This window comes from Microbacterium rhizosphaerae (assembly GCF_034120055.1).
Lineage (GTDB): Bacteria > Actinomycetota > Actinomycetes > Actinomycetales > Microbacteriaceae > Microbacterium > Microbacterium rhizosphaerae.
Window position 1 is genome coordinate 2,514,826 of sequence record NZ_CP139368.1, and the last position, 13,923, is coordinate 2,528,748.

Here is a 13,923-nt window from a genome sequence, read left to right on the forward strand (position 1 = left end):
GGCGGGTCAGAGGACCTTCGAGAGGAACGCCTTCGTCCGCAGGTGCTGCGGATTGGCGAGCACCTCGCGCGGATCGCCTTCCTCGACGACGACTCCCCCGTCCATGAAGACGAGCTTGTCGGCGACCTCGCGGGCGAAGCCCATCTCGTGGGTGACGACGATCATCGTCATGCCGCTCGCCGCCAGGCCCTTCATGACGTCGAGCACCTCGCCCACGAGCTCGGGGTCGAGGGCCGACGTCGGCTCGTCGAACAGCATGAGCTTCGGATCCATCGCCAGCGCGCGAGCGATGGCCACGCGCTGCTGCTGGCCGCCGGAGAGGTGCGCGGGGTAGTAGTCGGCACGATCTCCCAGCCCGACGCGCGCGAGAAGCTCCTGGGCGCGCGCGCGCGCCTCCGCCTTCGGCACGCCCTTGACGCGCACCGGCGCCTCCATGATGTTCTCCAGGGCCGTCATGTGCGGGAACAGGTTGAAGCGCTGGAACACCATGCCGATGTCGCGGCGCTGCTTGGCCGCGTCCTTCGGCCGCAGCTCGTAGAGCTTGTCGCCCTGCTCGCGGTAGCCGACGACCTTGCCGTCGACCGAGAGCCGACCCGCGTTGACCACCTCGAGGTGGTTGATGCAGCGCAGGAACGTCGATTTGCCGGAGCCGGAGGGGCCCACCAGACACAGCACCTCACCGGGCATGACTTCGAGCGAGATCGACTTGAGCACCTCGTGGGAGCCGAAGCTCTTCGAAACGCCCTCGGCTCTCACCATCGGGGTCGTATCAGCCATGCGAGGCCCCCTCGTTCTTCGCCTTCATCGTCTGCACGGCCTCCGTGATCGCGCCAGGGTTGGCCGCGGGCATGGGCCGTTGCTCGCCGACGCCGCGCGAGAACCGCCTCTCGAGGTAGTACTGGCCGATCATCAGGACCGACGTGACCAGGAGGTACCAGGCAGACGCGACGATGAGCAGCGGCACCGGCGTGAAGGTCACGGCCGAGATATCCCGCGCGACGCCGTAGAGGTCGGTCGTGAGCGGGATGGCGGCCACGAGCGACGTCGTCTTGAGCATCGAGATGACCTCGTTGCCGGTCGGCGGGATGATGACGCGCATCGACTGCGGGATGACGATGCGGCGCATCGTCAGGCCCCACGACATGCCGAGGGCGATCGCCGCTTCCTCTTGGCCCTTGTCGACCGAGAGGAGGCCTGCGCGCACGATCTCCGCCATATACGCAGCCTCGTTGAGCGACAGGCCGATCACGGCGATGAGGAACAGGTTCTGGAGGAACCCCATGTCGACGGTCACGCCGATGTGCGTCCACGGCACACCGAGGAAGAGGTTCTTGTAGATGACCGCCGCGAGGCCCCAGAACACCAGCTGCACGTACACGGGCGTGCCACGGAAGATCCAGAGGTAAACCCAGGCGATGTACTTGACGACCGGGTTCGGCGACAGGCGCATGACAGCCAGGACGAGACCGAGCAGGATGCCGGCGATCATCGAGAGCACGGTCAGCTCGAGGGTGACGAGCGCAGCAGCGCTGATGCGCCTGTCGAAGATGTACTTGAGGACGTACGGCCAGCCGTACGCTTCCCGCTGCAGCGCATCGGCGATGAAGGCCGCGAGCAGGAGGATGAGGATGACGGCGAAGACGATCCGCCACGGATGCCGCAGCTTGATGGCCTTGATCGGCGCGGAACGCGCCGGCTCCGGCGCCGGGGTGGTCCCCGACGCCGGAGCGGACGTTGTCGACATGATCAGCCCTTCGAGGCCGCGTTGATCTCGGCGGTCTTGACCGCGCCGTCGGACACGCCCCACTTGTCGAGGATCTTGCCGTAGGTGCCGTCGTCGATGAGCGACTGCACGGCCGCCTGCACGGCCTTGTCCATCCCCGTGTTCTTCGCCACGGGGAACCCGTACGGCGCGACATCGAACGTCTTGCCGGCCGCCTGGAGCTTGCCCCCGGTCTGCTTGATGGCGTAGGCGGTGACCGGCGAGTCGGCGCTCATGGCGTCCACCTGACCGAGGATGACCGCGTTGGTGGCGTCATCCTGCTTGTCGAACCGGAAGACCTGGATGGCGGGCTTGCCGGCGTCGGTGCAGGCCTTCGACTTCGCGGGCACCTCGTCGGTGTCCTCGAAGGTCGTGGACTGCACGGCCACCTTGAGGCCGCACGCGTTGTCGGGGTCGACGGTCTTGCCCTTGGCCGAGGCCCACAGGATGCCGGCCGTGTAGTAGTTGACGAAGTCGACCTGCTGCTCGCGCTCGGTCGTGTCGGTGAACGACGAGACGCCGATGTCGTCCTTGCCGCCGGTGATCGAGGGCAGGATGTTGTCGAACTTGGCGATCGCGAACTGCGGCTTCAGGCCGAGCTTGGCGGCGATCGCCTTGGCGAGGTCGACGTCCCAGCCGACCGGGTTGCCGTTGTCGTCCTTGTACTCGTTCGGCGGATACGTGTTGTCCATGCCGATGACGAGGCTGCCGGACTTCGCCACGGCGGCCGGAAGGAGCTTGGCCGCAGCGGCATCCTTCGAGACCTGGGAGCTCGAGCCCGACGACGAGGAGCCGCCGGTGGGAGTGGAGTTGTCGACGCAGCCTGCGAGCAGCAGGACAGCGGCGGCGGCAGATGCCGCAGCAATGACGATACGTCGGGTTCGCATGTAGGACACCTCGGATGTGAAGGGCGATCAGGGTACCGCGGTAGCGTAATCGCCCCCGTCGGCCGAGTCATGGTAGCGCGGCGCAGTCGTGTCCGTATTGTGAGGTCTCCCAGCTTCTGTCCAGCCGGCCAGACACCCACCGATGGCCCGCAGACTTCGGCGACGGCCCGCAGCGAACAGCGAAGCCCGGCCGTCGTGCGACGGCCGGGCTTCGGGGCTCCGTGACAGCGGTTTCGTGGAGCTGGGGGGAATCGAACCCCCGTCCAGCACTGAGTCTCCACGCCTTCTCCGGGCGCAGTCTGCGCAGACGTTCTGCTCGGCCCCGACCTTTGTCACAGACACCTAAGTCGACAGGCCCAGTCTGGGAAGAGTCCCGAGCGGCGTCCAGACGCCGACGCTCAGCAAGATCCCTAGATGACGCCAGGATCCGTGGCGGGATCACCCACGGTCTGACGGACTATCGGGCTCGCTTACGCAGCGAGGGCGAAGTCAGTGCGCTTTGCATTGGCACTTATTGTTTTGCAGGGGGCGTTCACGAGATAACCCTGCATCCTCGGCCCGCTTCTCGTGGATTCACAGGCGCTGTCGAAACCGATCAGCCCCGTGGCCTTCTCTCGAAGGGACCGCTGTCACTCTGTGGAGTTGTGAATGGATGCCGGCAGCATCCGAGCATCACAGACTACAACCCGCGGTGGCCCCGTGCAATTCCGCCTAGGCTCAGAGCATGAGCGACATCATGGTGTCCGTTCGCGGCGAGCACGAGCTGCGGGTCACGCCCGAACGTGCCGTCGTGCGGCTGACGGTGACGGCGGACGGACCGCAGCGCGGCGCAGTCGTCGAGCGCATCGCGGCGCTCGCCGAACCCCTACGGGACGAGCTGGCGGCGCACCAGGCGTCCGGGGCCGTCGCCGAGTGGTCGAGCGAGCGCATCTCGGTGTGGGCGGATCGCCCCTGGAACGCGGACGGCGCTCGGCTCGCGCTCGTGCACCACGGCACGATCGGCATCACCGCCGAGTTCGCCGACACGACGGCCGCATCGGACTGGGTGGGCTCGGTCGGGCTGCGCGACGGCGTGCGCGTGGACGGAGTCGACTGGAGGCTCACGCCCGAGACCCGCGCCGCGCGTGAGAGGGAGGCGGCCACCGCGGCCGTCGGCGTCGCCGTCGCCCGTGCGACCGCGTACGCATCCGCCCTGGGCCTGTCGACGGTCACCCCGCTCGAGGTCGCCGATCTGGGCCTGCTCGGCCATCCCGACCAGGTCGGTGCGCCCATGCCGAAGATGATGCGGGCGGCCGCATTCGCCGATGCGGGGTCGGCTCCCGACCTCGGACTGCGTCCTGCCGACATCGTGGTGTCGGCAGCCGTCGAGGCTCGCTTCTCGGCCCGATGAGCGGGGCGGATCTGCCGGCTTCCGCACAGAGGACCCGCGTCATCCCCCGCGCGGGGGCCGCGGAGCGGCTCTCCCGCATGATCGCCCTTCCGACGGTGTCCGCCGAGATCGACGTGCGGGGCCACCGGCCCTTCGAGGCGTTCGCCGAGCTCATCGGCGAGCTGTACCCGCTCGTGGTCGAGCACCTGTCGTGCGAGCGGATCACCGACCTCGGCCTGTTGTACCGCTGGCGGGGCCGCGACAGCGGAGCCGACCCACTCGTGCTGATGGCGCACTTCGACGTCGTCCCCGTGGACGAGACGGACGCCTGGACCCATCCCCCGTTCGCCGGCGTCATCGCGGACGGTTTCGTGTACGGGCGTGGCGCCCTCGACGACAAGGGACCGCTGCTCGCGGTGCTCGAGGCGGCGGAGAACCTGCTCGCGGCCGGATTCGCCCCCGCTCGCGATGTCTACCTCTCGTTCGGCGGCAACGAGGAGACGTCCGGCAGCGCGGCCGAGGCGATCTCCGACACGCTTCGCGACCGCGGCGTGACGCCGTGGCTCGTGCTCGACGAGGGCGGAGCGGTCGTACCGTCGCCTTTCCCCTACGTCCGCGGCGACATGGCGATGGTCGGCGTCGCCGAGAAGGGCGCGGTCACCATCGAGCTCTCCGCCCGCGGCGAGGGCGGTCACGCCTCCGCTCCCCCGAGCATGACGGCCGTGCGTCGTGTGGCGCGCGCGGTCGATCGACTGGGCCCCGGCACGTTCCGCCCGCGCACACCCCGCGCGATCTCACGGATGCTCGAGCTGTTCGCCCCCCGCACGCGGGGGCTCGCGCGACTCGGCTATCGCCTGCTCGCCGCGGTTCCCCCGCTCTCGGCTCGCGCGCTCGCGGCGATGGGCGGCGAAGGGGCGGCCTTCGTCCGCACGACCGTGGCCGCCACGATGCAGTCCGGCGGCACGGCGGCGAACGTCCTGCCATCGCAGGCCTCCGCGACGATCAACCTGCGCATCGCCCTGGGCGAGACGGTCGAGAGCACCGTTCGACGGGTCCGCCGCCGCATCGCCGACCCCGAGGTCGCGGTGACGGTCGTGCAGGGCGACGACCCGTCACCCGAATCTTCGGCAGAGAACGCGCAATTCGCCCTGATCACGGCGGCGGTGGATGCGTCGCATCCCGGTGCCGCCACCGTTCCCTACCTCATGATGCAGGCCAGCGACGCCCGGCACTTCCACCGCTTCTCGCCCGCCGTGTACCGCTTCGCGCCGCTCGCCATGAACGCGGAGCTGCGTGCGACGATCCACGGAGTCGACGAGCGGGTCGAGATCGCCGAGCTCGAGCGCGGGGAGCGATTCCATCGGGCGCTCATCGAGGGGCTAAAGTAGCCGCGCCCGACCCTTCGACAGGCTCAGGGACCGACGCTGCGAAGGAGCACGCATGACCCCACGCGAGAGCACCCGCGCATCGCGCGTCACGCTCGGCACGCTCGCCGGCGTCGTCGGCTTCCTGGCGTTCGTCGAGTTCACGAGCGGCGTCCTGCAGGGGTACTACACCCCGATGCTGACGAACATCGCGCGGCACCTCGGCATCCACGATGCCGACGTGAACTGGCTGGAGGGCACCCAGCTCATGCTGTCCGCTCTCGTGGTCCCCGCGTTCGCGAAGCTCGGCGACATGGTCGGTCACAAGCGGATGCTGCTCATCTCGACGGCGTTGACGGCAGCGGCCGCCCTGGTGCTGCCGTTCACGGCGTCGTTCCCGGTGTTCCTCACGGCGTGGGCGCTCATGGGCTTCTACGTCGTGTGGCTGCCGCTCGAGATCGCGCTGATCTGGTCGCGGTCGCGCAGCATGGCGGGGCGCTCGACGATCACCGCGCGCGCCGCAGGGTTCCTCGTCGCAGCTCTCGAGTCCGGGGCGATCATCGGGGCGCTCGTCGGCGGAGCGCTCGTGGATGCGCTGCCCCTCACCATCGTGCTCCTCATCCCCGCCCTCGCCGTCGTCATCTGCTTCTTCGTCGTCATGTTCGGCGTGAAGGAGTCGCCCAACCCCGTCGGCGGTCGCTTCGACACGGTCGGCCTCGTCCTCATCTCCGTCGCGCTCATCGCCTTCACGGGCGGCCTCAGCCTGCTGCGTCTGAACGGCCCCTCCGACCCCTGGGGGTGGGCGGTCGTCGCGCTCGGCGTGCTCCTCGTCTGGCCGTTCGCCGGATGGGAGCTGCGGCGCGACGACCCGCTCATCGACGTGCGGATGTTCCGGTCGCCCGACCTCGGCCCGGTGTTCCTCACCGCCGGGCTCTTCGGCGTCAGCGTCCTCGGCGCGCAGGCGCCGCTGTCGACCTTCGCGCGCACCGATCCCGCCGTGTACGGCTACGGGCTCGGGACGACCGGGTTCCAGACGTCGCTCATCATCGGCATCTACCTCATCGCGATGATCACCGGCGCGCTGCTCTTCCCGCTCGTCGCGAGGCGCACGACGCCGCGCCTGACCCTCATCGGCGCGGCCGTGCTCGTGGGCATCGGCTTCCTGCTGTTCCTGCCGTTCCACACCTCGTACGGACAGCTCGTCACGAACATGGTGATCGTCGGACTGGGCTCGGGAGCGCTGGTGGCCGCTCTCCCGGCGGCCGCCGCATCCGCTGCCCCCGCCACCCAGACCGGCGTGGCCACGGGCCTCACGAACTCGGTGAAGACGGTGGGCGGCGCGATCGCGTCGTGCGTCTTCGGGATCGCCCTGCTGCACGGCACGACGGGTGCCGCCAGCGCCGCGGGCGGAACGGCCGGATCGTTCGCCGGGTACGTCACCGTCTGGGTCGTCTGCGGAGTCACGGCCCTCGTGGCGGCCGTGCTGCTGCTGTTCGTTCCGAAGCAGGCCTTCAGCGACCGTGCGGACGAAGCCGTCGCGGCGACCGCGCGCTGATCAGTCGCCGACGCGGTTGCGTGTGCGCATGGCGCGCTCGGCCTCGCGCTTGTCCTCGCGCTCGCGGATCGTCTGGCGCTTCTCGTACTCGCGCTTGCCCTTGGCGACGGCCAGCTCGACCTTCGCGCGACCGTCGGAGAAGTACAGCCGGAGCGGGATGAGCGTGTAGCCGCCGGCGGAGATCGCGTGCGAGAGCTTCACGATCTCCTCCTTGTGCAGGAGGAGCTTGCGCGTGCGCTTGGAGGCATGGTTCGTCCAGTGCCCCTGCGAGTACTCCGGGATGTGCACGGCGTCGAGGTACGCCTCGCCGCCGTCGATGTACGCGTAGCCGTCGGTGAGATTCGCCCGCCCTTGACGCAGCGACTTGACCTCGGTGCCCGTGAGCACGAGTCCCGCCTCGTACGTCTTCTCGATCGTGTACTCGTGGCGCGCGCGTCGATTGGTCGCGACGACCTTCTCTCCGCGTTCCCTGGGCATGGCTCTCTCCTGATCTGCGTGGTTCCGCTCCCCGAGCCGGTCGAGGGTGGGCAGCCTGTCAGTGTACTACGGGCGCTGCACAGACCTACGCGTGCAGCCAGCGCCGGATGGCGAATCCGCCCGACACCGCCGCCAGCACGACCCCGATCGCGATGACGATCGGAACGACGACGGCGACATCGCCCATGCCGACCCACGTCGTCACGAACCCGATGCGCGAGCGCAGGTAGTCCGCGACTCCGAATCGCACGATCGCCCACACGGCCGCGCTCGCCAGGATCGAGCCGATGAGCGCGGCGATGACGCCCTCGAGCACGAACGGCGTCTGAATGAACCGGTTGGATGCGCCGACCAGCCGCATGATGCCGATCTCCCGCCTTCGGGCGTAGGCGGACAATCGGATGGTCGTCGCGATCAGCAGGACTGCCGCGACGAGCATCAGGGCGGCGATGCCGACGGCGATGTAGGTCGCGACGTTCAGCGCCGAGAACAGCGGCTGCAGGTACTGCAGCTGATCCTTCACCTCTTCGACGCCCTGCATCCCGTTGAACGCCTCGATGATCGCGTCGGACTTGCTCTGGTCGACGAGGTTGATGGAGAACGTGGCGTTGATCTGGTCGGGCGTGATGATCGTCTTGTAGTCGTCGCCGAGCTGCTCGATCGCCTTCTGGTACGCCTGCTGGTTGGTCTGGAACGTCGTCGTGCGGATGAGGGCCTTCAGCGCCGGGCTCTCCAGCTTCTGCTTGACCGCGTCGATCTGCTGCGGGGTCGCGACCCCCTGCGTGCACGTGCGTGCCGTCGACACGGACGTGCACATGTAGACCGCGACCTGGGCGCGGTCCACCCAGAAGTCGCGCATCTTGCCGACCTGCATCTGCATGAGGATCGCCGAGCCCACGAACGTCAGCGACACGAATGTGACCAGGACGACGGAGATGACCATGGACGCATTGCGCCGCAGGCTCGTCATCGCCTCGCCGAAGATCAGCCCGACCCTCATCGCGTCGGCCCCACTTCGTCGTCCGTGTCGTGCGACAGGCCCAGGCGGTCCGCGATCCCGAGCTCGTCGAGATCGACATCGGGGTGGATGATCGGGTTCGTGCGCGTCGTCGCGGGCGGAATGGATGCCGCGGCATCCTGCTCCGGCGCGGCCTCTCCGGCAGCGGCGGTCTTCTTCGGCTTCTGCGCGGCCTGATCGCCGGTCTGCGCCTGCACCTGCACCGGCGCCTCGGTCGCCGCCGCCGCCTCTGTCCGGCCCGCCGCCGGGGCGGCGTCATCCGGAAGCGCCGCCATCGATCCGGTCTCGACGATCTCACGGTGCAGCTCGAGCACGGCGGTGAGGGCAGCGACAGCGGCCGCTCCCCGCTCGGGCTCGGGTGCGAGGCTCGGCAGGCTCGACGTGTCGCCGTAGCCGCCGTGCCGCTCGTCGCGGACCATCTCGCCTTCGCGCAGCTCGATGACCCGGCGCTGCATCTGGTCGACGAACCCGGCCTCGTGCGTCGCCATGAGCACCGTCGTGCCGCCGGCGTTGATGCGGGCGAGCAGCTGCATGATGTCGATGGATGTCGCCGGGTCGAGGTTGCCCGTGGGCTCGTCGGCCAGCAGCACGGGCGGACGGTTGACGAGAGCCCGTGCCATCGCCACGCGCTGCTGCTCACCGCCGGACAGCTCGTGCGGCATCCGCTTGCCCTTGCCCTCCAGGCCGACCAGTGCGAGCGCCTCGGGCACCGCCTGGTGGATGAAGGCGCGCGACGCCCCGATCACCTGCAGGGCGAAGGCGACGTTCTGCGAGACGGTCTTGGTCGGCAGCAGTCGGAAGTCCTGGAAGACGGCGCCGATCTGCCGCCGGAAGTACGGCACCTTGCCGTTCGACATCGAACGCAGGTCGCGGCCGAGGACGACGACACGTCCCTCGCTCGCGACGTCCTCGCGGAGGATCAGCCTCAGGCACGTCGACTTGCCCGATCCCGAGGCTCCCACGAGGAAGACGAACTCGCCGCGTTGCACCTCGAAGTCCACGTCGCTGAGCGCGGGTTTGACGGTGCCGCGATACCGCTTTGTCACGTTTTCGAACCGGATCATGGCGTTGTCAGCCTAGGGCGTGTCTCCTAACCGTTTGAGCCAGAGGGTGATGGCTCTTAGGACGGCTCCGCCGCGGTAGGTGAGGGCGAGTTTGTCGTAGCGGGTGGCGAGGCCGCGCCACTGCTTGTCTTCGTTGAAGCCGCGTTCGACGACGTTTCGGCCCTTGTAGTCCTGGATGTCGTAGCTGACCGGCCGCCCGCCGCGGGAGCCGCGCCGTTTGCGATGGCCCTGCTGGTCCGACGGCTCGGGTATGACGGCGACGATGTCCCGGTCCCGCAGGTGCTGCCGGATCGCACGGGACGAGTACGCCTTGTCGCCGCGGAGCCGGTCAGGGCGGGTGCGCGGCCTTCCGGGTCCGCGCCGGGCGACTTTGAGGTGGTCCATCAGGACGGGGAACATCGGCGCGTCGCCGGCTTGTCCCGGCCCGACGAGCACCACCAGCGGACGCCCGCGACCGTCGACGAGGTGATGGATCTTCGTGCTCAAACCGCCGCGTGACCGGCCGATCGCATGGTCAGGCGGTTCCTCGCGCAGATTCTTGTAACTCGAGAGAGCCCCCTGTGTCGCGCCGAAGGTTCGTCGCGTGCTGATGCGCACGGTTGATCGTGGAGTCCACGCTCACCGCCCAATCGATCTCACCGGCAGCGTCGGCGTCAGCGAGGATCTCCGCGTAGATCCGATCCCACGTGCCATCGCCGCTGAACCGGCGGTGCCGCTTCCACGCCGTCTGCCACGGCCCGAACTCGGCAGGCAGGTCACGCCATGGCGAACCGGTCCGGTACCGCCACACGATCCCCTCCACGACCCGCCGGTGATCCTGGAAAGGGCGACCGCCCTTCCGCGACGCGACCGGCATCAACGGCTCGATCCGAGCCCACGCAGCATCCGACAGCGACTCAGTACGCGACACGCTCACCAGCCTGCCGCCAACCACCCCGACAGGTTAGGAGACACGCCCTAGGCGGCTCCGCATGCACGAGGGCGAGCGACACCCGACCCACGGCAACCCGATAGGCGCTGCCGTCCGGACACGCCGGGATCAGTCGTCGTCGTCGCCGCGCTTGCGCCAGCGGATGCCCGCGGCGATGAAGCCGTCGAGGTCGCCGTCGAACACGGTCGCGGGATTGCCCACCTCGTAGCCGGTGCGCAGGTCCTTGACGAGCTGCTGGCCGTAGAGGAAGTACGAGCGCATCTGGTCGCCCCAGCTCGCGGTGATGACCCCCGCGAGTTCCTTCTTCTTGGCGGCCTCCTCCTCGCGCTTGAGCAGCAGCAGGCGGGTCTGGAGCACGCGCATCGCTGCGGCACGGTTCTGGATCTGCGACTTCTCGTTCTGCATCGACACGACGATGCCGGTGGGCAGGTGGGTGATGCGCACCGCCGAGTCGGTCGTGTTGACCGACTGTCCCCCCGGGCCCGACGAGCGGAAGACGTCGACGCGGATGTCGCCCTCGGGGATGTCGACCTCGACGGCCTCCTCCATCACGGGGATGACCTCGACGGCGGCGAAGCTCGTCTGCCTCTTGTCGGCCGAGCCGAACGGGCTGATGCGGGCGAGCCGGTGCGTGCCGGCTTCGACCGACAGCGTGCCGTAGGCGTACGGCGCATCCACCTCGAAGGTGGCCGACTTGATGCCCGCGCCCTCCGCGTACGAGGTGTCCATGACCTTGACCGGATACTTGTGCCGCTCGGCCCAGCGCAGGTACATCCGCATCAGCATCTCGGCGAAGTCCGTGGCGTCGTCGCCGCCCGCGCCGGAGCGGATCGTCACGACGGCGGAGCGGTCGTCGTACTCGCCGTCGAGGAGTGTCTGCACCTCGAGCTCGCCCACGATGTCCTCGAGCTCGGCCAGCTCGCGGCGCGCCTCCTCCGCGGAGTCCTCGTCATCCATCTCGATCGCCAGCTCGACGAGCACGTCGAGGTCGTCGAGACGCTGCTCGATGTCGGCGATGCGCTTGTACTCCGACTGGCGGTGGCTCAGGGCGCTCGTGACCTTCTGCGCCTTGTCGACGTCGTCCCAGAGATCGGGGGCGCCGGCCTCCTCGCTCAGGCGGGCGATCTCTGCCTTCAGGTTGGGGACGTCGACCACCGCCTGGATATCGGCGAACGTGGAGCGCAGGGCCTGTATGTCGGCGGACAGATCGAGATCGAGCATGACACTCCAGCGTAACGTGGATGCCGTGACCGACGCGCCCGATTCCCTCTCGGTGCGGGACGTCGTCTGGCGCCTCGCGCCGATGATCTACGGTCCGACGGTGCTTTTCGCCCTCGGCGAGGGCGCCATCATCCCGCTGCTCCCGATCTATGCGACGCGCCTGGGCGCCGGCGTGGCGATGGCCGCCCTGATCGGCGCCGCCCTCGTGGTCGGTCAGGTCTGCGGCAACCTCCCCGCCGGCTGGGCCGTGGCGCGCTTCGGCGAGCGGATCACGATGGCCTGCGCCGGCGGTCTCGCTCTCGTCGGACTCGCCGGCATGCTGCTGGCGCCGAGCCTCGGCGTGCTCGCGGCATCCGTGTTCGTCATCGGCTTCTGCGCCGCGACCTTCGGGCTCGCCCGTCACTCGTTCATGACGACACGCGTGCCGCTGGCCTTCCGTGCGCGCGCGCTGTCGCTGCTCGGCGGAGCGTTCCGCCTCGGCACGTTCATCGGCCCGTTCGTCACGGCGGCGCTGCTCGCGATCTTCGGGAACGACCACGCGGCCATCTGGTTCTTCGGCGCCTGCCTGCTCGCCACGATCCTGCTCGTGATGCTCGGTCCTGACCCGGAGCGGCAGCTGGTGACGCGCTCGGCCCCCGTCCGGGACGATCTGGTCGAGGACACCGGCGAGGCGGTGACGGGCTCGGTCTCGACCGCCGCGCTGCGGCGCCACGAGGGCGACACGGCTGCGCGCGCCGGCGTCTTCCCGACGATGTGGCGCTATCGCTCGGTGCTCTCCCGGCTCGGACTGGCCGCCGCATCCCTCTCCGCCATCCGCTCGGCACGGCAGGTCGTGCTGCCGCTGTGGGGCGTCTCGATCGGCCTCGACGCCCAGACCATCGCCCTCGTGGTGGGCGTCTCCGGCGCGATCGACTTCGCGCTCTTCTATGCGAGCGGCCAGGTCATGGACCGCTTCGGACGCCTCTGGGCCGCGCTGCCGGCCATGCTGCTCATGGGATGCGGCTTCCTCGCGCTGTCGTTCACGCACGGGGCGTCGGACGCCGCCATGTGGTTCGCGATGTTCGCCGCGGTGCTCGGCGTCGGAAACGGGTTGTCGAGCGGCATCCTGCTGACCCTCGGCGCGGATGTCGCGCCGCAGGCGGACCCGGCGGCGTTCCTCGGCTCGTGGCGGACGCTGACGGATGCGGGCGGCGCCGCCGCTCCCCTCATCGTGTCGGCGATCACGGCACTGTCGTCGCTCGCCCTCGCGACCGGGGCGATGGGGCTCGTCGGCCTGTTGGGGGCCGGTGCGTTCGTGCGGTGGGTGCCTCGGTCCGTCCCGCGGGGCAGGGCCGGCGCGTGACGGCGGCCGCGGGCAACGTGCTCCGCGACCGCCCTCCGCCCGCTCGAGAGCGGGCCGCATCTCTGGCTGATTGCTGACGACCTCCGTTCATGGGTCGCACACTGTGGGGTTGCGGCGACTCGTCGTGGTGGGCGAACTGCGATGTACGTGATCCCCTTTCGATCCCTTATCGGTTGGCCTAAGCTACAAACGCCGCTCTGGGGGCGGCTATCGGGTGAACTACGGATCGGGGCGTAGGACTACGCCCTAGGGCATGCGTTCGCCGTGACCCGGAACGACGTACGCAGGCGGAGCGTCGGAATGGACATCCATGTGCGAATAGCGAAGGCGCTGATCGTGGCAGCGCCGGCCGCTCTCGATGCGTACGCGAGCCTCGTCGGCCGGCTCGGCCTGGTGGCGATCACACACTCCAGCCGCGTCGGCGTCACGGCATCCCTCGCTTCCGAGCCCGCGATCGCGATCCTCGAGGTGGAATCGGGGGGATGCAGCCTGCTGCGCGAGCTGCGCGACCGCTACGCCGACGATCTTCCCGTGATCCTCGTCTCAGCCGAGCGCACGACCTCCGCCGACGTCGTGGCCGGCCTGCTCGTCGGGGCCGACGACTATGCGTCGGAGTCCATGGACGAGGAGGAATTCCTCGCACGCGTGCGGCGCCTCCTCGAGCGACGGCACCGCTCCGCCGAGCAGGCGAGCGACTTCGAGCGGCTGAGCAGCCTCACCGACCGCGAGCGGCAGGTGCTGGCGCTCATCGCGTCCGGCATGACTCAGAAGCAGGTCGCGACGACGCTCGGCATCAGCATCAAGACGGTCGGCGCGCACGTCCAGAACCTGCTCGTCAAGCTCGGCGTGCACTCGCGAGTCGAGGCGGTCGCCTTGGCGACTCGGGTGGATGCCGCGGCCCCCGCGGCGATGTCGCTCCTGTCGGCGTGAGCC

At 69.2% G+C, this 13,923-nt stretch carries 13 protein-coding genes and 1 other RNA gene; 5 read left to right on the forward strand and 9 right to left on the reverse strand.

Going from position 1 to position 13,923, the window contains the following annotated elements; translation table 11 throughout:
* Positions 1-6: 6 nt before the first annotated feature.
* The 4 genes from SM116_RS11300 to ssrA form a co-directional block, all read right to left on the reverse strand.
* Positions 7-777, reverse strand: coding sequence for an amino acid ABC transporter ATP-binding protein (locus SM116_RS11300; protein WP_320941086.1), 771 nt, complete (start codon positions 775-777; stop codon positions 7-9).
* Complete coding sequence (locus SM116_RS11305; RefSeq protein WP_320941087.1) at positions 770-1,744, reverse strand: amino acid ABC transporter permease; 975 nt, start codon at positions 1,742-1,744, stop codon at positions 770-772. Before SM116_RS11305 ends, SM116_RS11300 begins: the two co-directional genes overlap by 8 nt.
* A gap of 2 nt (positions 1,745-1,746) precedes the next feature.
* Positions 1,747-2,649 carry an ABC transporter substrate-binding protein gene (locus SM116_RS11310; protein ID WP_320941088.1) on the reverse strand — a complete coding sequence of 301 codons (903 nt, stop codon included), beginning with the start codon at positions 2,647-2,649 and terminating at the stop codon, positions 1,747-1,749.
* 233 nt (positions 2,650-2,882) lie between these two features.
* Positions 2,883-3,252: a transfer-messenger RNA gene (ssrA, locus tag SM116_RS11315) on the reverse strand.
* A 121-nt stretch (positions 3,253-3,373) separates the two neighbouring features.
* Between ssrA and SM116_RS11320 the strand changes: the two genes are divergently transcribed.
* From SM116_RS11320 to SM116_RS11330, 3 genes are all read left to right on the forward strand, one after another.
* Positions 3,374-4,039 carry an SIMPL domain-containing protein gene (locus tag SM116_RS11320; protein ID WP_320941089.1) on the forward strand — a complete coding sequence of 222 codons (666 nt, stop codon included), beginning with the start codon at positions 3,374-3,376 and terminating at the stop codon, positions 4,037-4,039.
* A 77-nt stretch (positions 4,040-4,116) separates the two neighbouring features.
* Complete coding sequence (locus SM116_RS11325; protein ID WP_320941090.1) at positions 4,117-5,406, forward strand: M20/M25/M40 family metallo-hydrolase; 1,290 nt, start codon at positions 4,117-4,119, stop codon at positions 5,404-5,406.
* A gap of 52 nt (positions 5,407-5,458) precedes the next feature.
* Entirely contained in the window at positions 5,459-6,937 is a 1,479-nt protein-coding gene (locus tag SM116_RS11330; protein ID WP_320941091.1) for an MFS transporter, read from the forward strand.
* Here SM116_RS11330 and smpB read toward each other — a convergent pair whose 3' ends face one another.
* From smpB to prfB, 5 genes are all read right to left on the reverse strand, one after another.
* Positions 6,938-7,414 carry an SsrA-binding protein SmpB gene (gene smpB / locus SM116_RS11335; RefSeq protein ID WP_320941092.1) on the reverse strand — a complete coding sequence of 159 codons (477 nt, stop codon included), beginning with the start codon at positions 7,412-7,414 and terminating at the stop codon, positions 6,938-6,940.
* 85 nt (positions 7,415-7,499) lie between these two features.
* Entirely contained in the window at positions 7,500-8,414 is a 915-nt protein-coding gene (gene ftsX / locus SM116_RS11340; protein ID WP_320941093.1) for a permease-like cell division protein FtsX, read from the reverse strand.
* On the reverse strand, positions 8,411-9,496 hold the full coding sequence (ftsE, locus tag SM116_RS11345) for a cell division ATP-binding protein FtsE (RefSeq protein ID WP_320941094.1): 1,086 nt from the start codon (positions 9,494-9,496) through the stop codon (positions 8,411-8,413). Before ftsE ends, ftsX begins: the two co-directional genes overlap by 4 nt.
* Before the next feature lie 12 nt (positions 9,497-9,508).
* Positions 9,509-10,406, reverse strand: a protein-coding gene (locus SM116_RS11350; protein WP_320941095.1) for an IS5 family transposase whose coding sequence is annotated in 2 segments (ribosomal slippage) — positions 9,509-10,054 and positions 10,056-10,406 — 897 coding nt in all. Because the reading frame shifts where the segments join, the coding sequence is not laid out codon by codon here.
* Positions 10,407-10,535: 129 nt separating this feature from the next.
* The gene (gene prfB, locus SM116_RS11355; protein WP_320941096.1) at positions 10,536-11,648 is read right to left on the reverse strand and encodes a peptide chain release factor 2; all 1,113 of its coding nucleotides are present in this window, start codon (positions 11,646-11,648) and stop codon (positions 10,536-10,538) included.
* On the opposite strand from prfB, the gene SM116_RS11360 reads away from it, so the two are divergent.
* Positions 11,647-12,990: an MFS transporter gene (locus tag SM116_RS11360; protein WP_425563260.1), complete on the forward strand. Its 1,344-nt coding sequence runs from the start codon at positions 11,647-11,649 to the stop codon at positions 12,988-12,990. The genes prfB and SM116_RS11360 overlap by 2 nt on opposite strands.
* Positions 12,991-13,326: 336 nt before the next feature.
* On the forward strand, positions 13,327-13,920 hold the full coding sequence (locus SM116_RS11365; RefSeq protein ID WP_320941097.1) for a response regulator transcription factor: 594 nt from the start codon (positions 13,327-13,329) through the stop codon (positions 13,918-13,920).
* Positions 13,921-13,923 lie beyond the last annotated feature (3 nt).